We start from the raw sequence: 24,114 nt of genomic DNA, 5'->3' as shown, positions 1-24,114 counted from the left end.
TATACTTTTTTTACACGTTTCAAAAAAGTATAGCAAATGGAAGGAGTATAACTGCTTTACCTTTTCCCGATCTTCTAAAGTAGTATAGCACCGTGCAGGCAGATGGGCAGTTGGCAAAACGATACGCCGAACCTGGGCGCTGGGCGCCGCAAATACGTACCGGTTGTATCATCCTTCCTTTCGCTACCGTACTTTTGCCCGCTATGAGTGACATCACCCCCCTGGAAAACCTTGGAGAGTTTGGCCTGATCCGCCGGATTCAGGAAACCGTGACTTTGCGTCAGCCCAGCACCAGCCTCGGCATCGGCGACGACGCGGCCATTCTGGCCCCCGAAGCCGGCCACGACCTAGTGGTCAGCACCGATCTGCTGGTCGAAGGCGTGCACTTTGATCTGACCTTCTGCCCGCTCAAGCATGTCGGCTATAAGGCCGTGGCCGTCAACGTGTCCGACATTGCCGCCATGAACGCCACGCCCACCCAGATTGTGGTGGGGCTGGCCATCGGCAGCCGCTACTCGGTAGAGGCCATCGACGAGCTGTATGAGGGTATGCGCCTGGCCTGCGAAGCCTACAACGTGGACCTGGTGGGCGGCGACACTACCGCCAGCCGCGGCGGCCTCACCATCAGCATTACGGCCATGGGGCAGGTGGCCCACGGGCAGGCCGTGCGCCGCAGCGGGGCCCAGCCCAACGACCTGATCTGCGTGACCGGCGACCTGGGCGGGGCTTTCCTGGGCCTACAGGTGCTGGAGCGCGAAAAAGCCGCCTGGTCGGCCGACCCCGACATGCAGCCCGAGCTGAGCAAGTACCCCTACGTATTGCAGCGGCAGCTACGCCCCGAAGCCCGCATGGACGTGGTGCACGAGCTGCGCGACTTGGGCGTGGTGCCTACTAGCATGATTGACGTGTCGGACGGGTTGGCTTCGGAAGTGCTGCACCTGTGCAAGGCCTCGGGTACTGGGGCGCGGGTGTTTTCCGAGAACCTGCCCGCGGCCAACCCCATGCTGGAAGTGGCCGAGGAGTTCCAGCTCGACCCCATCATGTGCATGCTCAACGGGGGCGAGGATTACGAGCTGCTGTTCACCATCTCGCTCAAGGACCACGACAAAATCAAGAACCACCCCGACATCACCGTGCTGGGCCACATGACCGAGGCCAGTGACGGCGTAAATCTGGTGACCAAGCAGGGGCAACCCATTCCGCTGCGGGCCCAGGGCTGGCAGCACTTCTAAACCACGGTTATTGGGTATCGGTTTATAGACAAACGCCCGTCACTCTGCACAGAGGACGGGCGTTTGTCTTGGCGTTGGACGGAGCCAAAACTGAGTCTAGTCTTCCGGGTAGGGAATGAAGACGAAGTTGGTGAAATCCTCGTCGAGCACGAACAGGCAGCAGTACTCGTTGGGGTCCTTGTAGGTCTGCTCGAAGGCTTCGATGCCCTCCTGGCCCACAATGCCCTGCTGCACGAACAGCTCCAGGTAGGAGGCAAATACGTGCCACTCCAGGTTGGCCTCGTCGGCATTGACCAGCAGGCTGCCCAGGGGAATTTCGCGCTTGGCGAAGATGAAAATCGGGTATTTCGAAATGTCCATCTTCCGCACCTGGGAAGAGGCTTCCATGATGGTGTCGGACACCATGGCGAAATCCTTGGAGATGGTGCCCAGGTATTTGCCGTTCAGTTCGGGGTCGTTGGCGTAGTCCATTTTAGGTAAAGTCTACTTCGATTGTTTTAACGCTTCCTGCAATTGGGCAAGAAATACTATTCGTTCTTGGAACGCACCAGAAGCTGTAGTCGTGACAAATACAATATCTCGGTTATCCGCGTCCAGCGAGAGTTCTACGTAACATTGTCCGTTTTTGCCAGAAAGATCATACGGCTGCACCTGCTTGTCATCAGCATTGGTAATATGCAAGCCATGTGCTACTGTCGTAGCATCAGCCTCTGAGTAAACATAGCCGGAAAGCAGGGATAGAAGCTGCAAGACTCCTTGCAGCTTCTGTTTCCAGCACCAGAAGCTATGTTGGACCAGTTCCGACATAACTTGTTACTTCAGCTCCAGCAGCACCACATTCTCCACGTGGTGGGTGTGGGGGAACATATCCACGGGCCGCACGCGCGTAACGGCATAAGCCTCATCGAGCATTTCCAGGTCGCGGGCCTGGGTGGCGGGGTTGCAGCTGACGTAGACGATGCGGGGGGCACGCATTTCGAGCAGGCGGGCCACTACGTCAGGGTGCATGCCGGCCCGGGGCGGGTCGGTGATGATGACGTCGGGGCGGCCGTGCTTGGCGATGAACTCGGCGTTGAGCACGTCCTTCATGTCGCCGGCGTAGAATTCGGTGTTGGTCACCCCGTTGATTTCGGAGTTGATGTAGGCGTCTTTCACCGCCGACTCCACGTACTCCACGCCCACCACGTGCCGGGCCTGCCGGGCCACGAAGTTGGCAATGGTGCCGGCCCCGGTGTAAAGGTCATACACCAGCTCGGAGCCGGTGAGGCCGGCAAACTCGCGGGTGAGCTTGTACAGGTTGTAGGCCCCTTCGGAGTTGGTTTGGTAGAACGACTTGGGGCCCACGCGGAAGCGCAAATCCTCCATCTGCTCGTGAATGTGCGGCTCGCCCTTGTAGCAGACCACGTCCAGGTCGTGGAAGGTTTCGTTGCCCTTGTTGTTGAGCACGTAGTTGAGCGAGGTGATTTCGGGGAACTTCGCCGCCACGAAATCCAGCAAGGGAAACAGGGCCTCGTGGGCGTAGTAGCACTGCAGAATCACCATCAGGTCGCCGGTATTGGCTGTGCGGATGATGAGGTTGCGCAGGAAGCCTTCCTGGGTTACGAGGTTGTTGAAGGGCAAGTCGTGCTCCAGGGCGTAGTTGCGGATGGCCAGCCGGATCTGGTTCGAGGGGTTGGGCTGCAGCCAGCAGTGCTGCACGTCGATAATCTTGTCGAAGCGGGCCGGGGTGTGAAAGCCCAGCACGCGCCGCTCGATTTCCTCGCCGGCCTGAATCTGCTCGTTGGTCAGCCAGCCGTTGTGGCTGAAGGTGTATTCGAGCTTGTTGCGGTAGTACTGCAGGGCCGGGGAGTGCTGAATGGGCTCCAACTCGGGAAGCGCCACCTTGCCGATGCGCTGCAGGTTATCCTGCACCTGCTGCTGCTTGAACTTAAGCTGGGTGTCGTAGCCCAGGTGCTGCCACTTGCAGCCCCCGCAGGTGCCGAAGTGCTGGCAAAAGGGCTCCACGCGCAGGTCGGAGTACTTATGAAACTTGGTGGCTACGGCCTCCAGAAAGGTTTTCTTGGCCTTGGTCACGCGCAGGTCTACCACGTCGCCGGGGGCCACGCCCGTCACGAAAATAACCAGGTTGTCGCGGCGCACCAGGCACTTGCCCTCGGCCACCATGTCGGTAATTTCGACTTCGCGGAGCAGTTCCGCGGGAATGTTTTTAGCTGATTTCCTCACAAGGGCAAAGGTAACCACGGATTCGGGCGGATTTTGCGGATTCGGCGGATTTTGTGGTTGGTCCCATTCGTGCCGCTGAATTGCCCCGTCGGTTTTTAAAACCGACGGCATCTTTGGAGCGCGGCCGTGGTACGTGACATAGTTATGTCATACCTCGGGCATAAGTATGTCTACCCAAAATGCCCGGCACGGCTGGACAGCCATGCCACGCCGGAACGAGCAGCAGCCGGGTCGGAAAACAAGAAAAGGCGGCCCGCTGCGGGTCGCCTTTTCCAGGTAAACAACGGAAGGGCAATTTGGTAATCGTCCGCGAAATCCGACCAATCCGAAGCAATTCGTGGTCTATTTAACTACCTCAAACCAGCCTTTGTACGACTTGCCGGTCGGGAGCGTGAGCAGGTAGTAGTAGACCCCGGCCGGCTGCTGCTCGGCCTTCCAGTCGTTGGCGTAGCGGCCGGTTTTGTACACTTCCTTGCCCCAGCGGTTGAAGAAAGTCATCGTGTAGTCGGAGTAGAGGCCGATGTTGCGGATGAAAAACGCGTCGTTGATGCCGTCGTTGTTGGGCGTGATGACGTTGTAGAACACCAGGTCGTTGGTGAAATTCACGCAGGCATCGTTGGAGGCGGCGGTGATAATGGCGTTCTGGGTGCTGATGGCCACCACCCGGAAGCACTGGTCGAAGCCGGCCGAGCTGCTGGCAAACTCCGTTTCCAGCGTCGTGGCCGGCCCGGTGAAGACCACCTGGGCCGGGCCATTGCCGACAGTGCGTACCAGCTGGTATTCCTTCACCTCAAAGCCCCGGTAGGCATTCCAGCTGACTTTCACCTTGCCTTCCTTATAGCCGTCCCGGCTGCCTTCGATGGCCGTGGCCGTCGTCCGGATGGTGGTGTGCTCCTGGCTGGCCAGAGTGGTGCCGCAGTTGTTGAGCAGCTCCAGGCGGTAGTCGTAGGCTTTGGCATCGGCATCCACGCTGGTATCGGTGAAGCTGCCACTGCCGATGGCAGTCGTGCCGACCTGCGCAAAGGCGGTCGTCGTGCCCGCATCGCGCCGCAGAATCCGGATCTGGTTGCCGTTAGCGCCGGAGTTAACCGTTACCATACCCAGCGTAATGCTCCGGTCGCCGGCGGCTACTGAGGCGGCGCGCAGGCCAATGCCGACGTTGTCGGGCCGCACGGTGAGCGAGGCCAGGGCCCCGGCGCAGCCGAAGCTGGAGGTTTCCGTCACGGCCACTGTCCGGTCTTCAGCGCCGGCCGTAAAGCTGACCGTAATACCGCTGCCGCCGTTCCCGCCGACAATGGTGCCACCGGTTACCGTCCAGGCGTACGTCGAGCCGGGCGTATTTGGTACCGAGTACTGCTGAGGGTCGAAGCCGCCGGGGCCGGGGCAGATGCTGGCGGGCCCGGCAATAGCCACTGCCGCCGGCCGTGGGTCCACGATAAACTGCCGGCTGAATACCGGGCCGGCGCAGGCACTGGCGTTGGTTTCCCGGGCCGTGAGGGTGTAGGAGCGGGCGGCCGTGGGGGTAAAGCTAACCGTGTTGCCGGTGCTGGCAATGGGAGCCCCATCCAGGGTGAAGGCGTAGGTGGAAGTGGCCGCGCCCGGCAGCGAGAAGCTCACCGCGCCGCCCAGGCACACCCGGTCGGGGCCGGCAATAGCCAGGTTGGCGGCCGGGGAGGGCAGAATCGTCACGCTCAGGGCCTGGCTCTGTCCAAAGCAGGTGATGGGGCCGCCGTTGGGGTTGCTGGTTTCCGTGACCGTGATGCTACCCGTGCCGGGGCCGTTCCACTGCACCAGCACCGAGCCGGGCCCGGTGTTGATTTGGGTGCCGCCCGTAATCTGCCAGGCGTAGATAGAGCCCGTGGTGGGCTGCACCGAGTAGGTGTAGGGCCCATTGGCCAGGCACACGCTGCCGGGGCCCTTGGGCGTTTCGGTAGCCAGGCGCTGGTTGATAATCACGGGGAAAATCACTGGGTCGGAGTCGCACTGGAACTGGTTGCGGGCCACCGCCTGCACGCTGGCAGCAGCATTGGCCGCGCCCCAGTTCACGGTGATGCTGGCCGTGCCGTCGCCGCTGGTAATAGTGCCGCCCACTACCGCCCAGCGGTACTCCGTGCTGCGCGGATTCAGAATGCTGTAAACCACGCCCTGAATGGTGGGGCACACCGAGGCCGAGCCCTGGATATTGTCCACCTGCGGCCGTGGATTGATGGTTACCACCACCTCGTCGGTTTGGGTGCAGCCCTGGGCCGTGGTGGTGGTCAGGGTGTAGGTGCGCGTAATCGGGGCCTGTGTGAGGTTCACGGCCGTCAGCTCGGGGCGGGCCGCGGTGGCGCTGCTCAGCCCTGTGGCCGGGGTCCACTGGTAAGCGTAGCCCGCCAGCGCCGCTGTGCCCAGCGTCACCTTTTTACCGTCGCACAAGGCTGCATCGGCACCGGCATTGGCTACGGCGGCCGGGTTGAGCGTGACGGTTACCACGTCGGTAGCCAGACAGCCTTCGGCCGTAGTAGCCGTGAGCGTGTAGGTGAATTGCTGGGGCGCGGTGCCCGTGTTCGTCAGCTGGAAGGTGGGCTGGGCGGTGGTGGCATTGCTCAACCCCGTAGCCGGACTCCACTGGTAGGAGTAGCCCGTCAACGCCGCCGAGCCTAGTACTTTGGCCTCCCCCGAGCAGGTGGCCACATCCGCGCCGGCGTTGGCGATGGCCGCTGGGTTCACCGTCACATCCACCGTTCTGGTCGCCACGCAGCCTTTATCCGTCGTGACGCGCAGGGTGTAGGTGGTCGTTACCGGGAGGGCGGTGGTGTTGGTTAGAGTTACGGTCGGTGTAGCAGCCGAAGCACTACTCAGCCCCGTGGCCGGGCTCCAGAGGTAAGTGCTGCCCGCTACGGCCGTGGCCGCGTTGCCCAGCACCGCCGAGCCACCCGAGCAGAATACTTTGTTCGTACCCGCATCGGCTACAGCGGCCGGGTTCAGGGTAACCGTTACCACATCGGTGGCGGTGCAGCCTTCAGCCGTAGTAACTGTCAGCGTGTAGGTAAACTGCTGGGGCGTGGTGCCGGTATTGGTCAGGGAGAAAACCGGCTGGGCTACCGAGGTGCTGCTCAGGCCGGTAGCCGGACTCCACTGGTACGTATAGCCCGTCAAAGCCGCCGTGCCCAGCGTCCGGGCCTCACCCGAGCACAGAGCTACGTCGGTGCCGGCATTGGCCACGGCCGCCGGATTCACCGTGACCTGCACCGTTCGGGTATCCACGCAACCTTGGTCGGTGGTAACGCGCAGGGTGTAGGTGGTCGTTACCGGCACCGAACCGGTATTGGTCAGCGTGACGGTGGGGGCTACGGCTGAAGGATTGCTCAGGCCGGTAGCCGGGCTCCACTGATACGTGCTGCCGGCCACGGCGCTGGTAGGGTTGCCCAGTACTGCTGAGCCACCCGAGCAAAATACTTTGTTGGTGCCCGCATCGGCTACGGCGGCCGGGTTCAGGGTCACCGTTACCACGTCGGTAGCCAGACAGCCTTCGGCGGTGGTAGCCGTGAGCGTGTAGGTGAATTGCTGGGGCGCGGTGCCCGTGTTCGTCAGCTGGAAGGTGGGCTGGGCGGTGGTGGCATTGCTCAACCCCGTAGCCGGACTCCACTGGTAGGAGTAGCCCGTCAACGCCGCCGAGCCTAGTACTTTGGCCTCCCCCGAGCAGGTGGCCACATCCGCGCCGGCGTTGGCAATGGCCGCCGGATTCACCGTCACATCCACCGTGGCGCTGGTCGAGCACAGGCCGTTGGTGGTAACGGTCAGCGTGTAGCGCACCACCACTGGGGCGGTGCCGGTGTTAGTCAGCGTGACGGTTGGCGTGGCGGCGGTGGCATCGTTCAGACCGGTGGCCGGGCTCCAAAGGTAGGTGCGGCCCGCCAGGCCGACAGCCGGGGTGCCCAGTACCGCCGAGCCACCCGAGCAGATGGTTTTGGCCGCGCCGGCATCAGCCACGGCGGCCGGGTTCAGGGTCACCGTTACCACGTCGGTAGCCACGCAGCCCTGGGCCGTGGTGGCCGTGAGCGTGTAGGTAAACTGCTGGGGCGCGGTGCCCGTGTTCGTCAGCGTGAAAGTAGGCTGGGCGGTGTTGGCGTTGCTCAAACCCGTGGCCGGGCTCCAGAGGTAGGTATAGCCGGTTAAGGCGGCAGCGCCCAGGGCCCGGGTTTCGCCCGAACACAGCGTTGCATTGGCGCCGGCATCGGCTACCGCGGCGGGGTTTACGGTGATGGTAACCTGGCGGGACGTTGTGCACACGCCGTCGGTGCTGGTCACGGTGTAGGTCGTGGTCTGCGTCGGCGACACGGTGATGGTGGGGCCGGTAAAGGTCTGGTTGCCGCCGGTCCAGGTGTAGGCCGGGCCGCCGCTGGCCGTCAGGGTCGTAGAGCCCCCGACGCAAATCGTGGCGCTGGTGGGCGTCACGGCCAGGGCGCTGGCGGGGCGTATCTCAATGTCGCGCGCCACCGAGTCAGAGGGGCAGCCCAGGCTGGAAACGCCCTGCAACGTAACGCGGCCCGCGCCGGGGGCCGTCCAGCGCACCTGCACGCTGCTGCCCGAGTTCGAGCCCTGAATCGTGCCGCCCCGAACTTTCCAGAAGTAGGACGCCGGCGTCGGTCCCGCGGCCGTGTAGGTGCGCACCTGGGCCTGGTCGCAGATAACGGCCTCGCCCTGAATGCTGGTGGGGCCAGCCGCGCGGTTCACCCGAATCTGGAAGATGTCGGACACGCTTTTGGCTCCGCAGGTCTGGTCGGTGGCCGTTACCACCACGTCGTAGAGCGTGCTGCGGGCGTTGCCGCACTGGGAGCTGAAGCTGAACGTGCCGTTGACGATGCCCCCGGTGCCCGTCAGCGTGGCGACCCCCGTAGGGCTGCCCGCGGGCACCGTGCCCTGGCTGCCGCCGAAGCTGGCGTTGAACGGCCCCGAGCCGTCGAGTAGCACGCTGTTCACCTTCAGGCTGATGGCATTGCCGTCGGGGTCGGTGGCGGCTAGGTTGAAGTTGAGCGTTTCTCCTTCCTCAATGGTGAAGGTTTTGTTGGAGAGCGTGCCGGCGGTAAACTGCGGCGCCTGGTTGGGCTGGCACTGCCGCGACACCAGCTGAATTTCGCGCCTGGTGGAGCCAATGAGCACCTCATTGCCATTGATAGTGCGGAACTCCTTGACTTCCACCGCTACCACGTAGCGCCCCTGCTGGGAAGTGGCATACCGGCTTAGGCCGTTGCTGGCGTTCAGAAAGGCGTAGTTGCCGGTGCCGGGCCCAAAGGGAGCCGTAGCCGAAAACCCCGCGTTGTAAGTCACGCTCGGTGGGGGCGGGGAGAAGGAGAAGGGCGGTGCCCCGCCAATGGCCCCCGGAATGTTGTAGGGCGTGCTGAAGGAGTAAATCAGCCGGTCGCCGTCGGCATCCACGGCGTTGTTGACCACGATGCTCGTGTCGCCCTGGCAAATCACGACCACGGCCGTATCCGAGAAGGTAGGCGAGGTATTGGGCAGCAGCGGCGCGGCCATGTCCACGAAGATGGTCTGGTTCTGGGTGTCGGGCTGCAGCAGGTTATTGATTGAGCGGTTGCGCGTGCCGTCGGTATACACCACGTAGTATCCCGCGGCCGAGGCCGGCAGATTGACGATGGCCTCGTAGCGGCACAGACGCACGGGCGGCGGCGGGCCGCCGGGCAGGGTGCAGCCCCCGGGCAGGGGCGGGGTAATGGAAGGGTTGGAAACCCGGGGCAGCCGGAACGAGCCCTGGGGCTGGGTATCGTTCTGCGCCGGCCGCCCCGAGCAGCTTGTCTGGGCGCAGCTAAAGCCCTGGGCCGCCTGCCCGCTGTTGAGGCGTGCCCCGTTCTGCTTGTTGTAGACGTTGACGAAGATGTTGCAGCGCCCGTCCGGTACGTTCGACAAATCGTTGGGGTTGGTGCATTCCCAGTTGATGTAGAGCAGCACCGTGATGCGGTAGCGGTAGGGCGCCGCGGCTGGGCCGTTGGCATCCAGATACTGGTAGTTCATTTCGCCGCCTACCAGGTGAGACGCGCTGGCCGGGGCCGCACGTAGTCCTAGCAGCAGTAGCAGCAGCCAAAAAGTGCGCAGTAGAGTTGTGTGCATACAGGGGCAGTAAGAAAAGCCTAGCCCGCTACGGGGTAGCGGGCTGGCCGGGAGTGTGGATGGGAGCAGTAAAGGGCAGGCAGTGGATTAGTTGCGCTCCACGCGGCGCAGGGCGGTCTGGCCGGCCGCATCGGTCAGCCGCACCACATACAGGCCCCGGGGCAAGGCTGTCAGGTCGAGGGTGGCCTCGGTGGTGGGGTGCAGGCGCCGGGTCGTGGTCAGTAGCTGCGCACCCAGCACGTTGTGCACCGTCACGGTGTAGGTGCCGGCTGCAGCGGCATCAGCGAGGCGCAGGTGCACCAGGCCGGTAGCTGTGGGGTTGGGGAAAATGCTCAGTGACGGCAGGCGCTGCGCCTCGTTCGTGCTGGTTACCAGGTCAATGCGCACGGAGTAGTCTTCCGTTTCGGAGTTGACCTGGTTTTGCACGCAGGGCTGGGCCTGGTTGGCATTGGCCCGCGTGAGCACCCGCATGCGCGTGAAGCCCAGCACACCAGCCGTGTTCGGAATGGTAAAGGCGTGGGACGAGGTGAGGGTAGACGTGCCGTTCACGAGCAGTTCACTCCCTTCAAACACGCCGTTGCGGTTCAGATCCAGCCACATGGAGGTCGTGCGCTGAAAGTTCTGGTTGGTGGTGGTGCCCAGCGTGTAGGCCTGGCCCTGGCGCAGGCTAATGGTCTGGCTGATGTAGTTGCCGTAGCCTCCCGCATCCGCCGCTGAGTTGTTGGCAAAGGAAGCGGCGGTACCCCGCACCGTCACGCTGGTGAGCCACACATTGCCGTTCAGGCCGTTGGAGGCGCAGTACGTCAGGCACGGTACCGCCACGGTCAGGTAGTTGGGGCGCGTTAGAACATTGGAACCGAAGGAGTTGGTAGCGGTCAGCGTCACGGTGTAGGTGCCCGAGCTGGCGTACTGGTGCACGGGGTTTTGCTGGGTGCTGGTCGTGTTGTCGCCAAAATTCCACAGCCACGAGGTGGGCGCATTCTGGCTCTGGTCGGTAAACTGCACCGGGTTCACGCAGCTGGTGGGCACGTAGCTGGAGGTGAAGGCGGCCACCGGCGGATTCGTATTGGCCCGCACCGTCACGGTGTAGTCTTCGGCCTGGCCCAGCTGGGGTTCGGCGCAGGGCCCGGCCGGGGCACCCACGTAGTCCGAAATCACGCGCAGGCGCAGCGGCTGGTTTTTCACGGCCGTGGCTGGCAGCAGTATCGTGCCGCTGGGGTTGGTGCGGTTCAGGGCCGTGAATAGCAGCTCAGCGGCGCTGAAACTGCCGTCGTTGTTTAGATCCAGCCACACGCGCGTGTCCTGGGGGTTGCTCGGGCCCGTCGTTATGCTCACGGGGTAGGCGTTGCCCTCCGTCAGCTCAACCCGGCTGGCGCAGGTGAAGTCCTCGTAGCCTTCCTGCCCGTTGGCCGAGGCCTTGCTCAGGGTGCCCAGGGTAAACTGCGTGATGCCGTAGCCGCAGCAGTAAGCGGCCGTGTTGGGCGTGCAGCTGGCCGCCACCGGCACCGCCGAGTTGTAGGTGATGTAGCCTGTGCGGGTGCGGATGCTGGTACCGGCCGCGTTAGTAGCGGTCAGCGTCACGGTGTAGGTGCCGGGCGTGGTGTAGCAGTGGCTCGGGCTCTGCAGGTTGCTGGTGGTGTTGTCGCCAAAGTTCCACAGCCAGGTTGTCGGCGAGTTCTGGGTCTGGTCGGTAAACTGCACGCAGCCCGCGCAGGTGAGCGTCTGGTTGGCCACGAACTCGGCCACGGGCGGCGCCGAATTGGCTGTGGCCGTCACGGCGTAGTCTTCCGTCTGCGAGTACAGCGGCGTCGAGCAGGGCGAAGGTACCGGCGAGTTGCTGTAGTCGGCCGCTACCCGCATCCGCAGGCGCGCGCCGAGCGTAGTGCCCACGGGCAGCCGTACGGTGCCGGTATGCACTTTTTTAGCGTCCGAGCTGAACACCAGCTCCGTGGTAGCATTTAGGGTACCGTCGTTGTTCAGATCTATCCAGACGCGCACGGTTTCGTCGGTGCCGGTATTGGTGCGCACGGTAATGGGGTAGTCGGTTCCCACGTTCAGCGCGGCCCCACCGGTGCAGGAATAGTCGCGGTAGCCTTCCTGCACGCCCGCGGTGGTGTTGTTGATAGTGCCGAGCGTCACGTTCAGAATACCCATCCCGAAGGGGTAGCTGCTGCTCGGGGCCGCTCCCGGCGTGCAGGCCGACGTAGCAGCCGGGCACTGAGCCTGGCCGCTGGCCGCGCCCAGCAGCAGTAGCGCCGCCACCAAAGAACCCTGAGAAATAGGCGCACAGCGCCACCTGCGTAGAAGTTGCATCATATAATCCACCCGGAAGAGAAGGTTGTTTCCGTTCCTAAATGTAGCGACTAAATCCAATTCCGGAAATAGGTCAAACGCGTCTGTTTAGATTGAAATTACGGCCACCAGGATCCGGTTAAAGTCTTAAAAAGCCGTAGTTTTGCTCGTGTCGGCTGGCTGCGGTAAGCCGGCAATCATCCAATTTAGAGCTATATGAAAGGAAAAGTGGTGCTTATCACGGGAGCTACCTCCGGTATCGGGCGGGCCTGTGCCCTGGTCTTTGGGCAGGCTGGCGCGCAAGTTGTCGTAACCGGCCGCGACGAAGCCCGTCTGGCCGCCACCGCCGCCGAGCTGACCCAACACGGTATTGTCCACCGCACCGTGCGGGCCGACGTGGGCGTGGAAGCTGATTCGCGGCGGGCCGTGGCCGAAACCATTGCCGCCTTCGGCCGTCTCGACGTGCTGATTAACAACGCCGGCATCTCCATGCGGGCCATGTTCCAGGACGCCGACCTCGACGTCATCCGGCAACTGATGCAAACCAACTTCTTCGGTACCGTGTACACGACCAAGTTTGCCCTGCCCCACCTGCTGGCCTCCCAGGGCTCTATCGTGGGCATTTCCAGCATTGCTGGCTACCGCGGCCTGCCGGGCCGCACGGGCTATTCGGCCTCCAAATTTGCCATGCAGGGCTTTCTGGAAGCGCTCCGCACCGAACTGCTCCCTCAGGGCGTCCACGTGCTGGTGGCCTGCCCGGGTTTCACGGCTTCCAACATCCGGCAGACGGCCCTGGCCGCCGATGGTTCGGCCCAGGGCGAGTCGCCCCGCGACGAAGGCAAGATGATGACCAGTGAGGAAGTAGCCGGCCACCTGCTGAAAGCCGTGCAGCAGCGCCGCCGCGACCTAGTGCTCACCGCCCAGGGCAAGCTGACCGTTTTTCTGAATAAATGGCTGCCCGGCCTGGCCGATAAGCTGGTGCTCAATCACTTCCGCAAGGAAGAAAACTCTCCGGTAAAGTAAAGGCCCACGGCCAAACGCAAGAAGGTCCGGCAGAATCCTGTCGGGCCTTTTTGTTGCCTATGCTGCACTAAACTAACAGGAAGCTTTAGTCAAGCAACAGCAGATCATTGCGACGGATGTAGGCGTCGCGGTTGCGCCATTCCACCCGGTACCAGATGTCCTGCTGGTCGCGCACCAGCAGCCGGTCGCCGGCCCGGGCCGTGGTGAGCCAGGTAGCTCCCGCGCTGGGGCCGCCCATCAGGGCCGCGTGGGGCCGGGCCACCAGGCCCACTTGGCTAGAGCGCAGAAAGTTGAGGTAAAAGCCCACAAAAGCCAGATACAGCCCGTAGGCTAGCCACCAGGGCCTGGTAGCCCCGCGTCGTACCAGGAGCAGAACGGCCCCGAGTACGGCGCCAATCAGCAGGCCCTGCAGCAGCGTATAGTAGTAGCGCCTGAACGTAATCAGGAGCTTGGTGCGCCAGGTATCGGGGTAGCCGGCCAGCCGGTAGCTCTGCGCCAGTTCCGTCATTTTGCGCCAGGTCGCATAGCTCGGCTGGCGGCGCTGAGCCAGACTCAAATAGTACAACGCGGCCGGATAATGCCCCAGCCCTTCCTGAATATAGGCCATGCGCAAGAGTACCCGCACCGAGGTTAGACCCTGACGCAGCCCCTGCCGGTACAGCGGATAAGCTACTTCGTAGCGGCCGCGCGCAAACAGGGAATCAGCCTTCTGAATAGGCAGGCTAATATTTTGACTGCGAACTTCTTGGAAGAGAAGTAGAGCAGGAAGTAAAAAAAACAGGGCCTTTTTCAGCAAAGCATTTGGAATATTATGCGGGTACTTCTACTTTTGCATCCGCAATCAGGGAAGACAGTTCCCGAATGCAAAATAAACGATTCTGTAGCTCAGCTGGTAGAGCAGTACACTTTTAATGTACGGGTCCTGGGTTCGAATCCCAGCGGGATCACCAAAAACCTCGTTTGCGCAATGCAGACGAGGTTTTTTTGTTACTGGGGCCGCGAGTGGGACCGTGCAAGCATCGTGTATTGTTGAAAATACCGGGCATGGTGGCAAGTATGGGCAACTATCGGCAGTATCTTGGTATGACAGGTGGTAAAGGGTGTTTCGCACGTGTGAGCCCGCCGCTTCTTATGCTTTCCTATGCCCAACCGTCGTATCCATCCTTACTTGCATATAGACCGCACCTGTTGTACGTATGTGTACAGCGGACGAACCAACTGTATCCGGCAGGAGCAGCCGCTGCCCGACGATGGCGCCGAATACGTCGTGTTGCCGCAGAACATTCTCCCCAAAGATAACGTCACGCTTCCGCTACAAGTCCGCATCAACGAAGCGGGGCAACAAACGCGCATCCTGGACGAAGCGTCCTATAACGCGGCATTTTTACACCGCTTTTTCAATCCGGCCTACACCACCGAGGACCGGCTAGCTTTGTTGGAGGCGCATTACGGCCGTTATACCCGCACCCGCACGCCCGAATCCTTTCTGGATTTCCTAGACCGGGATATCATCGCTCATGCGCCGGTCTTATTAGGGATTAAGGAAGAGGCGGCTAGCCTCTGGCAGCAGGAGGGAGGCCAACTGTTACGGCAGTGGATTCAACGTCAACGCGGGTACCTGGAACGACCCATTGGTATCCGCAATGGGAAAAGTCAAGCGCAGGTATTGGACTTGAAGTCGCAATTAGCGGTGGTTCACTACCTGCATCGGGGCAAGATGTGGCCAGGGCCGCTGCTGCCTACGAAGGATCTAGCAGGCTTCTTAGCCGGCGTGTTGGCTCGTTCGGCCAACAACATTGAGCCCTTGTTGCGCTTTTTAACCGAGCCCCCCAGTCAGGAGCGCAACCTCGTGCTGAATGAGAAATATATTGCCCGGGCTAAAAAGCACTTCGAGGATGCTCAGATGCCGCTGTTCGCTCAACTAGCGGCCGATGATTTAGAGGCTTTACAATGAGAGTATTAGGGTAAAATAGAGTACAGGCAGGTAAAGTAATTGAAAATTGCCCCCAATAATCACCCTCGTCCGCGGGCTGAAATGAGGAGTATTGCACCAGCAAACTGCGCAGCTGCTTTGGTCTCACGCTTCATTTCCTCCACCCATGAAAATTATCACCCTCAGCCTAGACGACCTCCACCAGGAGTTGGGCGCACTGTTGGACACTCGTTTTACTCAACTGCTGCACCACTTGCGTGCTGCGCAGCCTAGCGAAGCAGAATACCTGACTACCCAAGAGGCTTTGGCCTTCATGCACCTATCAAAACCCACGCTCTACAAGCTGCGCCGGGAAGGCCGCATTGCTTCGTATAACTCCTCCGACAAACGGGTGCTCTTCAAGCGCAGCGAACTGCTGGCCTACCTGCAAGCCGCGATGAAGGGCGGAAAGCCAACCGGCTAGACACTGACTTAAGCGTTTCGTGTAGCAGCAGGTGCTCACAGGGATCTAATGAAGACAGCTACCTCTCTGCTGTAGCGGTTCCGTTTTGCGAGAATGGGTTACGGGCAGCGTTCAACAGGGGGCGTAATCCTGAATCAAGCTGGATCACCAAAACGCCTCCTTTGCACCTTGCAAGGGAGGCGTTTTTTTGTGTCAGGCTACAGCAGTGGCCATAGAAAAATACCGCTTCTAAGGTGAGGAAGTGGTTTCGAGAGTACAAGGCTTACTGGTCAGGCCTGCGCCAGGGAGCATGGCTACGAGCATATTGGGACACTATCGGGTATAGTTACTGGCTTTGGAGGATACCTATTCGGGCGAGGTAAAACTATCTGGCAAAAAAGCCCCACCACTATATTAGGGTGAGGCTTTCTCAGGCACTTTTAGCGGAGCAATTCAAGGATAGCCGCTTGTTCAGGAAAACTATCTTTCAGTGCCTCAATCTGCTCTGGAGTGGGCTTGCCCGAATCGGTCTTATTCCAGGCGGGCGCCAAGCTGCAGCTGACAAGGGCATAGCCCGGGCCGAGCAGCTCGGCTCCAAACCACTGACCGTGCGGGGCTACTCCCTGAAAGAACTGGCCTTGCGCCATGTCGCTGCCGAGCGTAACCGTCGAGTAGACGCCTTGCTCCGAGAAAGCGTGCAGCCGAATGGCGCTTCCCTGGTGGAAAAACCACTGCTCGTCCTGGTTGAGGGAATGCAGCTGTAGGAATTCGCCCGCTTTCAACAGAAAGTAATTCGCGGAGTAAATGCCCCGTGTTCCGTCAAAGCGCGGCGGCAGCGCGTCCGGTTGCAGGGTAAAGTCGCCGGTGAGGCCGGGGGCCAGGTAGCCGCCGATGCCGGTGGGCACCATGTGCAGCCGCTCAATCAAGTCGTCGGCTTCCTGAGCGGCGGCGGGAAATCTTTCGGCAAAGCAAACCGTGATGCCGATGATTTCGGTGCCGCCCTTTTTACGCAGCAGGCCTTTCTGAGTGACGATTTCCAAATCGGTCAGGTCGCCATTTTCGGTCGGTACCTGAATCGTTTCGTGGAAGTTGAGCAAGGGAATGCCACTGGCCATCACCTCCTTGTCGTGGGCAACGTGGGCGGCCCGGCTGTCGCGGGTGCCGATGATGTCCTGCTGGCGCTGGCCTACCAGCCGGGCGAAGTTTTCATTCACCCATAAAAAAACCGAGTCGCGGTCCTTTATGCAGAAATAAACGCCGTCGGTGAGGCTAAGTACATCGCCCACCGACATGGCAGGATCGGTGTTCAGCGGCAAATCGTTGAGGTCAATATCTTCGAGGTTTACCTGGGTATTTTCCATGGTGCTGCTGCAGGGCTTACGCGTGGGCCGGGGCCAGTACCTGGCCTACCGAAGCCGAAGCGGGAGTGGATTGATCTTCTTCCAGCAGCTTATCTGCCAGATCCTGGGTGAGGGCCACCATGGTCATGGTCGGGTTCCAGGAGCCGCTCGCGGGCCACAGGGCGCCGCCGGTCACGTATACATTCTCGATGCCGTTGGGCCGGTAATCGAGGCCGACAACGCCCTCCGTGCCTTTGCCAATCCACAGCAGCGAGCCTTCGTGCACCAGGCCGCCCACGCGGCGCTGCTCCATGGCGGGCTGCTCGTGGCTCCAAGTTCCTGCCGTGGGCGTGCCGTGCCAGTACTCCACGCGCTGGCCTCCCCGGGGAGACAAGGCCCGCTCCAGCATCTGGAAAGTGCCTTCGTCCATCGTGTCCCAGGTCTGCAAATCCTTTTCGTTGGCCAGCACCTGCAGATCCACGTTCGTTGTCGGGTTGCCTTGGCCGTTGCGGCGGAGAAAATTATCGGGGTTCTTGAAATCCAGCTCTCCCAGCACGGCACACACAAATACCAGGTAATCCTCGGAGCTGGTCAGCTGGGCCAGCGAGGCCGTGGCAACCACATCGGGCATGTACCGGGCGGCCTTGCGGGCATTTTTCATCGGGTCGCGGTCCGACAGGACCGAGAGCTGCACGTGGTACTGCATGCCACTTTTGCCGTTCACGCCGGCCAGGTAGATTGCAGCCAACTCCAACTCTTCGAGGCGGTCGGCAAACGCGTAGTCCTGGCGGGGAATACGGGCAACGACCGACGTGATGAAGTGGGCCGTAAACCGCTCACCGGCCTTGGCCAGCTGCGGGAAGGAGTTCATGAGCAGCGTGGCGGGTGGAATGGTGCCCATGGCCAGAATCAGTTTGGCATTGCCAATATTCACCACCCCGCGCGACGTGTCGAGGGCTGTAGCCACGCCGTCCTGCTGATAAATCAGGTTGACCACGCACTCGCCCGCAATTTTCAGGGGGCTGCCCTGTTGCTTGGCGCTCAGGTCGGCTTGCTTGCTGGCCAGATCCAGCAGGACGGAAGGTGTCGAGAACTTGGCGAAATCGATGCCCTCCTGCACGCTGGCACCCGCCGCCAGTGGGGCGGCCATCATCCGGGTGGCCGACGGAATTTTCTTCAGGTTCGCCTCAAGCATGGCTTGCAGCTCGTGCTGCATAACCCGGTAGACGGGGCGTTGCGAGGCCACGAAGCGCAGGTGCTCGGGGTCCAGATCCTGGTCAATCTTGTCGGCGGGCACCACGTTCAGCAGCTTTTCAGCCGAATCGAAGTGGGCCTTGGCGGCCGCAATGGTTTCCTTGGGCCAATACTGCATTTCCTCCGTTGTGGGCCGCGGACACCAGGCGCTCCACATAATGCTCCGCCCGCCAAAGAAGGGCACCATGCCGTGCTGAAACTGGATGTTGCCCGCGGGCTGCGCCGCCGTTTTACCGGAGAGCGTCCAGGGAAAGGTTTCCGACAATCCGCCCAGCGTGTGCTGGTAGGGCAGGGGCAGATTCTGAAAATGCTCGGGCAGGAAAAACGGGCCTCGCTCCAGAATCAGAATTTTAGCCATTGGGGTTTTGGCCAGGATTCTTTCCGCGAAAGCAAGGGAGCAAAACCCGCTGCCAATGATGATGTAATCGAACTGCTCCTGCTCCCGGGCGTGCTTCCAGTCCTCTTCCGACAAGAAGAAGATATGGTCCATCACCTTTTGCGGCGTGGGGTACTGCGGACCCGGGGTGGGGTAGCCAAAAGCTAGATTGGGGCTGGAGGAGAATGTTTTCATATACCTGATACTTGAGTTTCTGGGGTGTTATGGGCGGTTTTTCAGTAGCATTCCTTTTGGAGGGAGCTGGCCAGTCAGCCTTGCTTTGCACGCGTGGCCCCGGCCCGCTTTTCCGGTAGCGGGAGCCTGGAAGCGGGGCGTTAGGAAGGAGCGCCACTACTGCTGGTGTAGCTCAGGGGCCTCCTCAGCCGGCTGCCGGGAAATGCATCTGCCACGACAAAGGAACTGCCTGCCGGCCCACCGAAACAGCGTAGAAGCACCCATATTTCGAACCAGGTATTTCTACTGGGTAGCCATACTTACTACCCGCAGCAACGCCTTCTTCACGCACAAAAGCCCCGGCTTGTGGGGCCGGGGCTTTTTCGGACGTTTAAACGAGTGCGCAGCAGAGTGCTGGCCTATACAGCAGCGGCTACGCAGCTTGCTTCACTTGCGCCAGGCCGTTGGGGGTAAATAATAGCCGGCGGAATTCAGGAAAAGTGGCTGGGGAAATTCCGTTACCAGTCGCTACCCATCAAGCCCCTCTCCAAGGGCGTGAGAAGGCCGGCCGTAGTTCCCACGCTACGGCCAGCGCCCCTGATGAGCAACGACTGGTTATGAGGGATGGCAAAAAACGGTGGTGGCTGCGGCCCGGGCTGGCGCGCCGGCCGGAAGCAGCGTTACTGCACCGGGTCGAAGGCCCCGCCCCAGGTGCTGTTCTGCACCAGGGAAGGGTTGTTGTCGATGGCCGACTGGGGAATGGCGAAGAAGTAGTACTGTGGCTTCCAGTTGATGGCGTAGCGGGTGTCGAGCGACTTGGTGGCCACGGTGAAGTAGTTGGTGTACACCTGGTCCAAGTCGAGGTTGTCGCGGTTGGTGGCGAAGTCGGCCGGGGCGTTGCTCTTCAGCGTGATGGTTACGCCCTGGCGGCGCTTGCCGTTGAGGGTGCTTTCAAACTTCTTCCAACGCCGCAGGTCCCAGAACCGCTTGCCTTCGAAGGCCAGCTCAATCTGGCGCTCGTAGAGAATAGCCTCGAACATTTCGGCCCGGCTCATGCCGGTTTGCAGGCCGTAGTTGCCGTCGCCGGCCTCGATGCCGGCCCGCTGCCGAATGGCTTTCAGCTGGGTGTAGGCTTCGGCCAGGTTGCCGGCCCCGCAGGCGCTTTCGGCCAGGTTCAGCAGCACTTCGGCGTAGCGGATTTCAATCCAGTCGGTACCGGAAAATTGCACCTCGTTCACGCCCAGCGTGGGGCTGATGGCTTTGCGGGTGTAGAAGCCCGTGTTGCTGGCCTTGGCCTCTACCGTCGTGCTGCCCTTGTAGTAGGTCCAGAGCTTGTAGGTCGAGTTGCCGTTCATTGGCCAGACGGCTCCGTTGTAGGCAATGGTTTTGCCGAAGCGCGGGTCCCGGTTCTTATAGAACAGCTGGTCGGAATAGGCGTACTTGGTTGATTGGCCGGGCTTCTTGCCGTCCAGCATCGGGAAGGCTTTCACCAGCTCCCAGGTGGGCTGGTTGGAGCCGCCGGCGGTGCCGGTGTAGGAGGGGCGCGTCTGGTTGTCGTAGGTGTTGCTTTTCTTGAGCTGGTCGGCGGTGGCGTTGTTGAAGCCCGTGACCAGCACAGCCTCCGGGTTGTTGAGCTCCTGAAACCAGAGCTGGTCGAAGGAGGCATTCAGGCCGAAGCTGTTGGCCGAAAGCAGCGCTTTGGCCTGCTGGCTGGCAGTAAAGGCGGCCTGCCACTTGGCCACGTCATCGTTGGGGTTGAACTGGGGGCTGGCCGCGTACAGCAGGGCCCGGGCCTTGAAGGCTGCCGCGGCTCCTTTCGTGACGCGGCCCCAGTCGCCGGAGTTGCTCCACTTGCCGGGCAGGTAAGCAATGGCCGAGTCCAGGTCGGTTACGATGCGCGCAAACGTGGCGGAGGTCGTGTTGCGGGGCAGGTAGGCCGCGGCCTTGGCTTCTACGCCCACGGCATCCAGGGGGCTGGTAACCAGAGGCACGCCGCCGTAGATGCGCACGAAGTCGAAGTAGCGCCAGGCCCGGAAAAACAGGGCCTGGGAGCGGAGCCGGTCCTTGGCTTCTTTGGACAGGGGCGAGCGGTCGAGGGCCCGCAGGAACATGTTGATAGTCCGGACCTTGCCGTAGTTGTTGTTGTTGGCCAGGGCCGTGCCGAAGTCCGTTACCGTGTTCAGCTGCACGGTGCCCTCGAAGTAGGGGCTTTCGCCCGCGGCCTCATCCGAGAGAATGCTGGGGTTGGTGCTGCCCAGGCCCACGCCGGTCTGGCCAAACCAGGTCGGCAGGTTTTGGTCGTAGATGTAGCTCAGGTTCAGCGCCGCGAGCGACTCATCCTGGAAGATGAGATCTTCGCTGGCGGCACTCAGGTCCATTTTATCCAGGGTGTCTTCGCAGCCGGAGAGCGTAAACCAGGCCGCGCAGGCCAGCAGGGTAGTGATGCGAGAGAATTTCATGTGTTCATCCGACGGTTAGAAGCCAACATTCAGACCCAGCGACAACGAGCGCAGCGTGGGGTAGGCATCATAGCCCCCTCCGTACACCTTGTAGTTGAAGGGATTGTAGAAATTGACGGCGTTGACGGCCGTCATAAACACCTTCACGCCGCTGACGCCCATGCGGGTCGTGAGCGTGGTGGGCAGGGCATAGGCAATGGTTGCGTTGCGAATCCCGACCGAGGTAGAGCTCTTAAACCAGAATTCCGAGGTACGGTCGTAGCTGTTGCTGGTGAACGGGGCCGGGTACTTGGCGCCCTGGTTTTCCGGGGTCCAGTGGTCGGCCCAGAACTCGGGGCGGTTGGACGTGGCCGTGGCGGCCTTGCGGGCGGCGCTTTCCACCACAGCCTGGCCCCCAAAGGAGATGCCCATGGTCATTTGGATGCTCAGGCCCTTGTAGGTCACGCTGGGGTTCAGGCCCACGCCGTAGTGGTTCTGCTCCTTCTTAGTCAGGTAGGTCTGGTCGTCTTCGGTAATCTTGCCGTCGGGGGCGGTGTAGTTGCCGGCCGCATCTTTGGGCCCCCGGATGTCCTGGTAGTAGAGCATGCCGGGCTTGGGCGCGTCGCCAAACAGGGTGTAGTTGCGGTTCGTTTCCAGGAAACGGTCCACTTCGGCCTGATTGCGGAACATGCCCACGTAGCGGTAGCCCACTACGCCCCGGTCGGTGGAGTGGCCCGTGGGGTCGTCCCACTGCCCGATCTTGCCGCGCTCCACGTCCACCTTGATCTGCTTGTTGTCGTTCCACGACAGGAACGTGTTCAGGCGGTAGGAGAAGTCGCTGGTGATGTTGTCACTGAAGCCCAGGGACACCTCGTAGCCGAAGCCATCCACGGTCGAGAAGTTCTCGGAGGGCAGGGGCGCCCCAATCAGCAGCGGTGCCGAGGCCGAGAGGGCCGTGAGCATGTTGTAGCGGTGGTCGTAGAAGCCGTCGACCGTGAGCGAGAGGCGGTTGTTGAGGAAGCGCGCGTCGAGGCCGGCGTTGTATTTGGTGTTGTCGTCCCAGCGGGCGGCGCGGTTGGCCAGCGCGTTGTTGGGCGTGGCCGTCAGGGTGCGGTCGGCGTTGCCGCCGAATACGGCGCCCTTGCCGGTTTCAATCCGGTAGTTTTCCTGCCAGTTGTAGGCGCGGGTGGCGTCGCCGCCCAGCATGCCCACCGAGCCGCGCAGCTTCAGGAAGTTGATGCGCGCACTGGTGGGGAAGAAGGACTCTTCCGACAGAATCCAGCCGGCCGACAGCGAGGGGAAGAGGCCCCAGCGGTATTCGGGGGCAAAGTTCGTGGAGCCGTCGTAGCGCACGGCCAGCTCCAGCAGGTACTTATTGGCGTAGCTGTAGTTGAGGCGGCCGGCGTAAGAAAGGATACCCGACTCCGACTGGCTCTCATAAGAATAGGTGCTGCCCGTGGCAAAGCGCACGTTGTCGAGGCCGCCGGGAATGGGGCTGGTCTTGTAGGTTTCGGCCTCGTCGAAGAGGGTTTCCGACTGCTCGAAGAAAGCAATGGCCGACACTAGGTGCTTGCCAAACTGCCGGTCGTAGTTTAGGTAGCCGTTCAGCTGGTAGCTGTTGGTGTAGCTGGGCACCAGGCGCACAATGTCGCCATTGCTGAGAAAGTTTTGCTTGGTAACGGCCCCGCCGTAGATGTGCTTATGCTCGCCGAGCATGGCAAACTGGTACACCGGGAAGCGCGTGCCGTACTGCTTGCCGAAGTTGTTGTCCATCGTCTTGCTGAACAGCACCCGGGCTTTCAGGCCCTTGACGAAGGGCAGCTCGTAGTCGAGGTTGGCCGTGATGTTCAGGCCGGTGTTGCGCTGGGAGGTGTAGTTGTCCGACTTCTGAATCTCGAAGAAGTGGAAGGAGTCGAAGCCCGTGCCGCTGGAGAGCTGCACCGGCAGCCCGTTCACGTAGGGCTGGTTGAACATGGGCGTGTAGAGCAGGCCGCGCATGTCGTTTTCGGCGTTTTCGCCGCCCACCTTCAGGTAGTACATGCGCTTCTGGTACAGGTCGCCGCTGAGCGAGAGGCCCGCCTTCAGGCCCTTGGCCACCACCACGTCGGTGCTGGCCCGGAACGTCCACTTGTTGGCGTTGATGTTGTCGAAGTTGCCGTTCTGGTAGTTGTACGACATGCCGGCGAAGTACGTCATCCGGTCGGTGCCGCCGCTTACGTTCAGGGCGTGGCGCGTCACGACGGCCGGTTTCCAGGCCGCTTTCAGCCAGTTGTAGTTGTTGTTGGCAAAGTACTGCAGCTCATCCGGCGTGTAAATTGACGCGTCGGTCAGCGGGCGGCCCCGGTAGATGTTGTAGTCGTTCAGGTAGGTGGCCAGCTGCACGCCGTCCATCATGTTGGGCAGGCGCACGGCATCGGCCTGGCCCACCGAGCCGCTGTAGGAGAACTTGGGCGGGCCGACTTTGCCGCGCTTGGTAGCCACCACCACCACGCCCTGGTTGGAGCGGGCCCCGTAAATGGCCGCCGCCGCGTCCTTGAGCACCGAAATGGCCTCCACCTCCGACTGGTCGAGCAGGTTGAAGTCTTCCTCCGTGCGCACCACGTTGTCAATCACGTAAAGCGGGCGGGTGGTGCCGCCGTCCTTGGTCAGCACAATCGGGTTGCGGACCGTAATCTGGCCTTTGTCGCCGGGGCGGCCCGTGCCGCCGCTTACGCCTACGCCGGGGTTCTGGCCCACCAGGGCGGTGGAGAGGCTACCCACGGGCAGCTCCTCAATGGCCTTCATGTCGACGGTCGTGACGGCGCCCGTCAGGGTTTCCCGCGACTGGGTGCCGTAGCCTACCACCACCACCTCGTTCAGCTTCGAGGTCTCTTCCTGCAGCGTAACCTCCAGCGTAGTGCGGCCGCCCACCGTTATTTCCTGCTTGGTAAAGCCGATGGAGCTGATGACCAGCACCTCATTGCCGGTGGGCAGGTTGATGCGGAACACGCCCTGGGCGTCGGTGGTAGTGCCGGTGGTGGTGCCCTTCAGTACCACGCTGGCCCCGGGAATGCCTTCCCCTTTGGCGTCGCGCACGGTACCCGTGACGTTCATAAACACGGGCACGGCTGCTCCCGGCGGGTGGGCAGCCAGGGCCGGAGCGGCCAGGGCCGGACTACCGCCGAGCAGTAGGCTAACGAGCAGCGTGTAGGCCGAGCCCTGGCACAGAGCGTGGGCGCGGGTGGGGTGCAAGGGTAGAAATTTAGTCATAGCAATGGTGTTGTGGGAATTGCTGAG

14 protein-coding genes and 1 tRNA gene are annotated in these 24,114 nt (G+C 61.7%); 5 read left to right on the top strand and 10 right to left on the bottom strand.

Annotated elements, in window-relative coordinates; genetic code table 11:
* The first annotated feature begins 203 nt into the window (after nt 1-203).
* Complete coding sequence (thiL, locus tag LGH70_RS07145; protein ID WP_226184156.1) at nt 204-1,232, top strand: thiamine-phosphate kinase; 1,029 nt, start codon at nt 204-206, stop codon at nt 1,230-1,232.
* A 96-nt stretch (nt 1,233-1,328) separates the two neighbouring features.
* Here the strand turns inward: thiL and LGH70_RS07140 are convergent, their stop codons facing one another.
* The 5 genes from LGH70_RS07140 to LGH70_RS07120 all read right to left on the bottom strand — a co-directional run bounded on the left by LGH70_RS07140 (nt 1,329) and on the right by LGH70_RS07120 (nt 11,882).
* The gene (locus tag LGH70_RS07140; RefSeq protein ID WP_100336676.1) at nt 1,329-1,703 is read right to left on the bottom strand and encodes a hypothetical protein; all 375 of its coding nucleotides are present in this window, start codon (nt 1,701-1,703) and stop codon (nt 1,329-1,331) included.
* A 12-nt stretch (nt 1,704-1,715) separates the two neighbouring features.
* Entirely contained in the window at nt 1,716-2,039 is a 324-nt protein-coding gene (locus LGH70_RS07135) for a hypothetical protein (RefSeq protein ID WP_226184154.1), read from the bottom strand.
* Nucleotides 2,040-2,045: 6 nt separating this feature from the next.
* Nucleotides 2,046-3,455 (bottom strand): 23S rRNA (uracil(1939)-C(5))-methyltransferase RlmD, encoded by a 1,410-nt coding sequence (gene rlmD / locus LGH70_RS07130; RefSeq protein WP_226184149.1) that lies wholly within the window; start codon nt 3,453-3,455, stop codon nt 2,046-2,048.
* Nucleotides 3,456-3,797: 342 nt separating this feature from the next.
* Nucleotides 3,798-9,566, bottom strand: coding sequence for a T9SS type B sorting domain-containing protein (locus LGH70_RS07125; protein ID WP_226184147.1), 5,769 nt, complete (start codon nt 9,564-9,566; stop codon nt 3,798-3,800).
* An 87-nt stretch (nt 9,567-9,653) separates the two neighbouring features.
* Nucleotides 9,654-11,882 carry a GEVED domain-containing protein gene (locus LGH70_RS07120; RefSeq protein ID WP_226184129.1) on the bottom strand — a complete coding sequence of 743 codons (2,229 nt, stop codon included), beginning with the start codon at nt 11,880-11,882 and terminating at the stop codon, nt 9,654-9,656.
* A gap of 192 nt (nt 11,883-12,074) precedes the next feature.
* On the opposite strand from LGH70_RS07120, the gene LGH70_RS07115 reads away from it, so the two are divergent.
* Nucleotides 12,075-12,881, top strand: a complete 807-nt coding sequence (locus tag LGH70_RS07115; RefSeq protein WP_226184127.1) for an SDR family oxidoreductase — start codon at nt 12,075-12,077, stop codon at nt 12,879-12,881.
* Between the two features lie 85 nt (nt 12,882-12,966).
* Here LGH70_RS07115 and LGH70_RS07110 read toward each other — a convergent pair whose 3' ends face one another.
* Entirely contained in the window at nt 12,967-13,488 is a 522-nt protein-coding gene (locus LGH70_RS07110; protein ID WP_226184125.1) for a hypothetical protein, read from the bottom strand.
* Between the two features lie 267 nt (nt 13,489-13,755).
* Between LGH70_RS07110 and LGH70_RS07105 the strand changes: the two genes are divergently transcribed.
* The 3 genes from LGH70_RS07105 to LGH70_RS07095 all read left to right on the top strand — a co-directional run bounded on the left by LGH70_RS07105 (nt 13,756) and on the right by LGH70_RS07095 (nt 15,277).
* Nucleotides 13,756-13,831 (top strand) — tRNA-Lys (locus LGH70_RS07105).
* A 191-nt stretch (nt 13,832-14,022) separates the two neighbouring features.
* Complete coding sequence (locus tag LGH70_RS07100) at nt 14,023-14,835, top strand: hypothetical protein (RefSeq protein ID WP_226184123.1); 813 nt, start codon at nt 14,023-14,025, stop codon at nt 14,833-14,835.
* Between the two features lie 145 nt (nt 14,836-14,980).
* Entirely contained in the window at nt 14,981-15,277 is a 297-nt protein-coding gene (locus tag LGH70_RS07095; RefSeq protein ID WP_226184121.1) for a helix-turn-helix domain-containing protein, read from the top strand.
* A gap of 419 nt (nt 15,278-15,696) precedes the next feature.
* On the opposite strand, the gene LGH70_RS07090 is transcribed toward LGH70_RS07095, so the two are convergent.
* The 4 genes from LGH70_RS07090 to LGH70_RS07065 form a co-directional block, all read right to left on the bottom strand.
* Complete coding sequence (locus LGH70_RS07090; protein ID WP_226184119.1) at nt 15,697-16,617, bottom strand: cupin domain-containing protein; 921 nt, start codon at nt 16,615-16,617, stop codon at nt 15,697-15,699.
* Nucleotides 16,618-16,633: 16 nt separating this feature from the next.
* A complete protein-coding gene (locus LGH70_RS07085; protein WP_226184117.1) occupies nt 16,634-18,421 on the bottom strand; it encodes a GMC oxidoreductase in 1,788 nt (595 codons plus the stop codon).
* Nucleotides 18,422-19,080: 659 nt separating this feature from the next.
* Nucleotides 19,081-20,859 carry a RagB/SusD family nutrient uptake outer membrane protein gene (locus LGH70_RS23540; RefSeq protein WP_262905261.1) on the bottom strand — a complete coding sequence of 593 codons (1,779 nt, stop codon included), beginning with the start codon at nt 20,857-20,859 and terminating at the stop codon, nt 19,081-19,083.
* Nucleotides 20,860-20,874: 15 nt separating this feature from the next.
* Nucleotides 20,875-24,087 (bottom strand): SusC/RagA family TonB-linked outer membrane protein, encoded by a 3,213-nt coding sequence (locus LGH70_RS07065; RefSeq protein ID WP_226184109.1) that lies wholly within the window; start codon nt 24,085-24,087, stop codon nt 20,875-20,877.
* Between the last annotated feature and the right edge of the window lie 27 nt (nt 24,088-24,114).

The organism is Hymenobacter nitidus, from assembly GCF_020447315.1.
Lineage (GTDB): Bacteria > Bacteroidota > Bacteroidia > Cytophagales > Hymenobacteraceae > Hymenobacter > Hymenobacter nitidus.
Note: the sequence above shows the minus strand (reverse complement) of the source record. Positions and strands in the feature narration are given on the sequence as shown.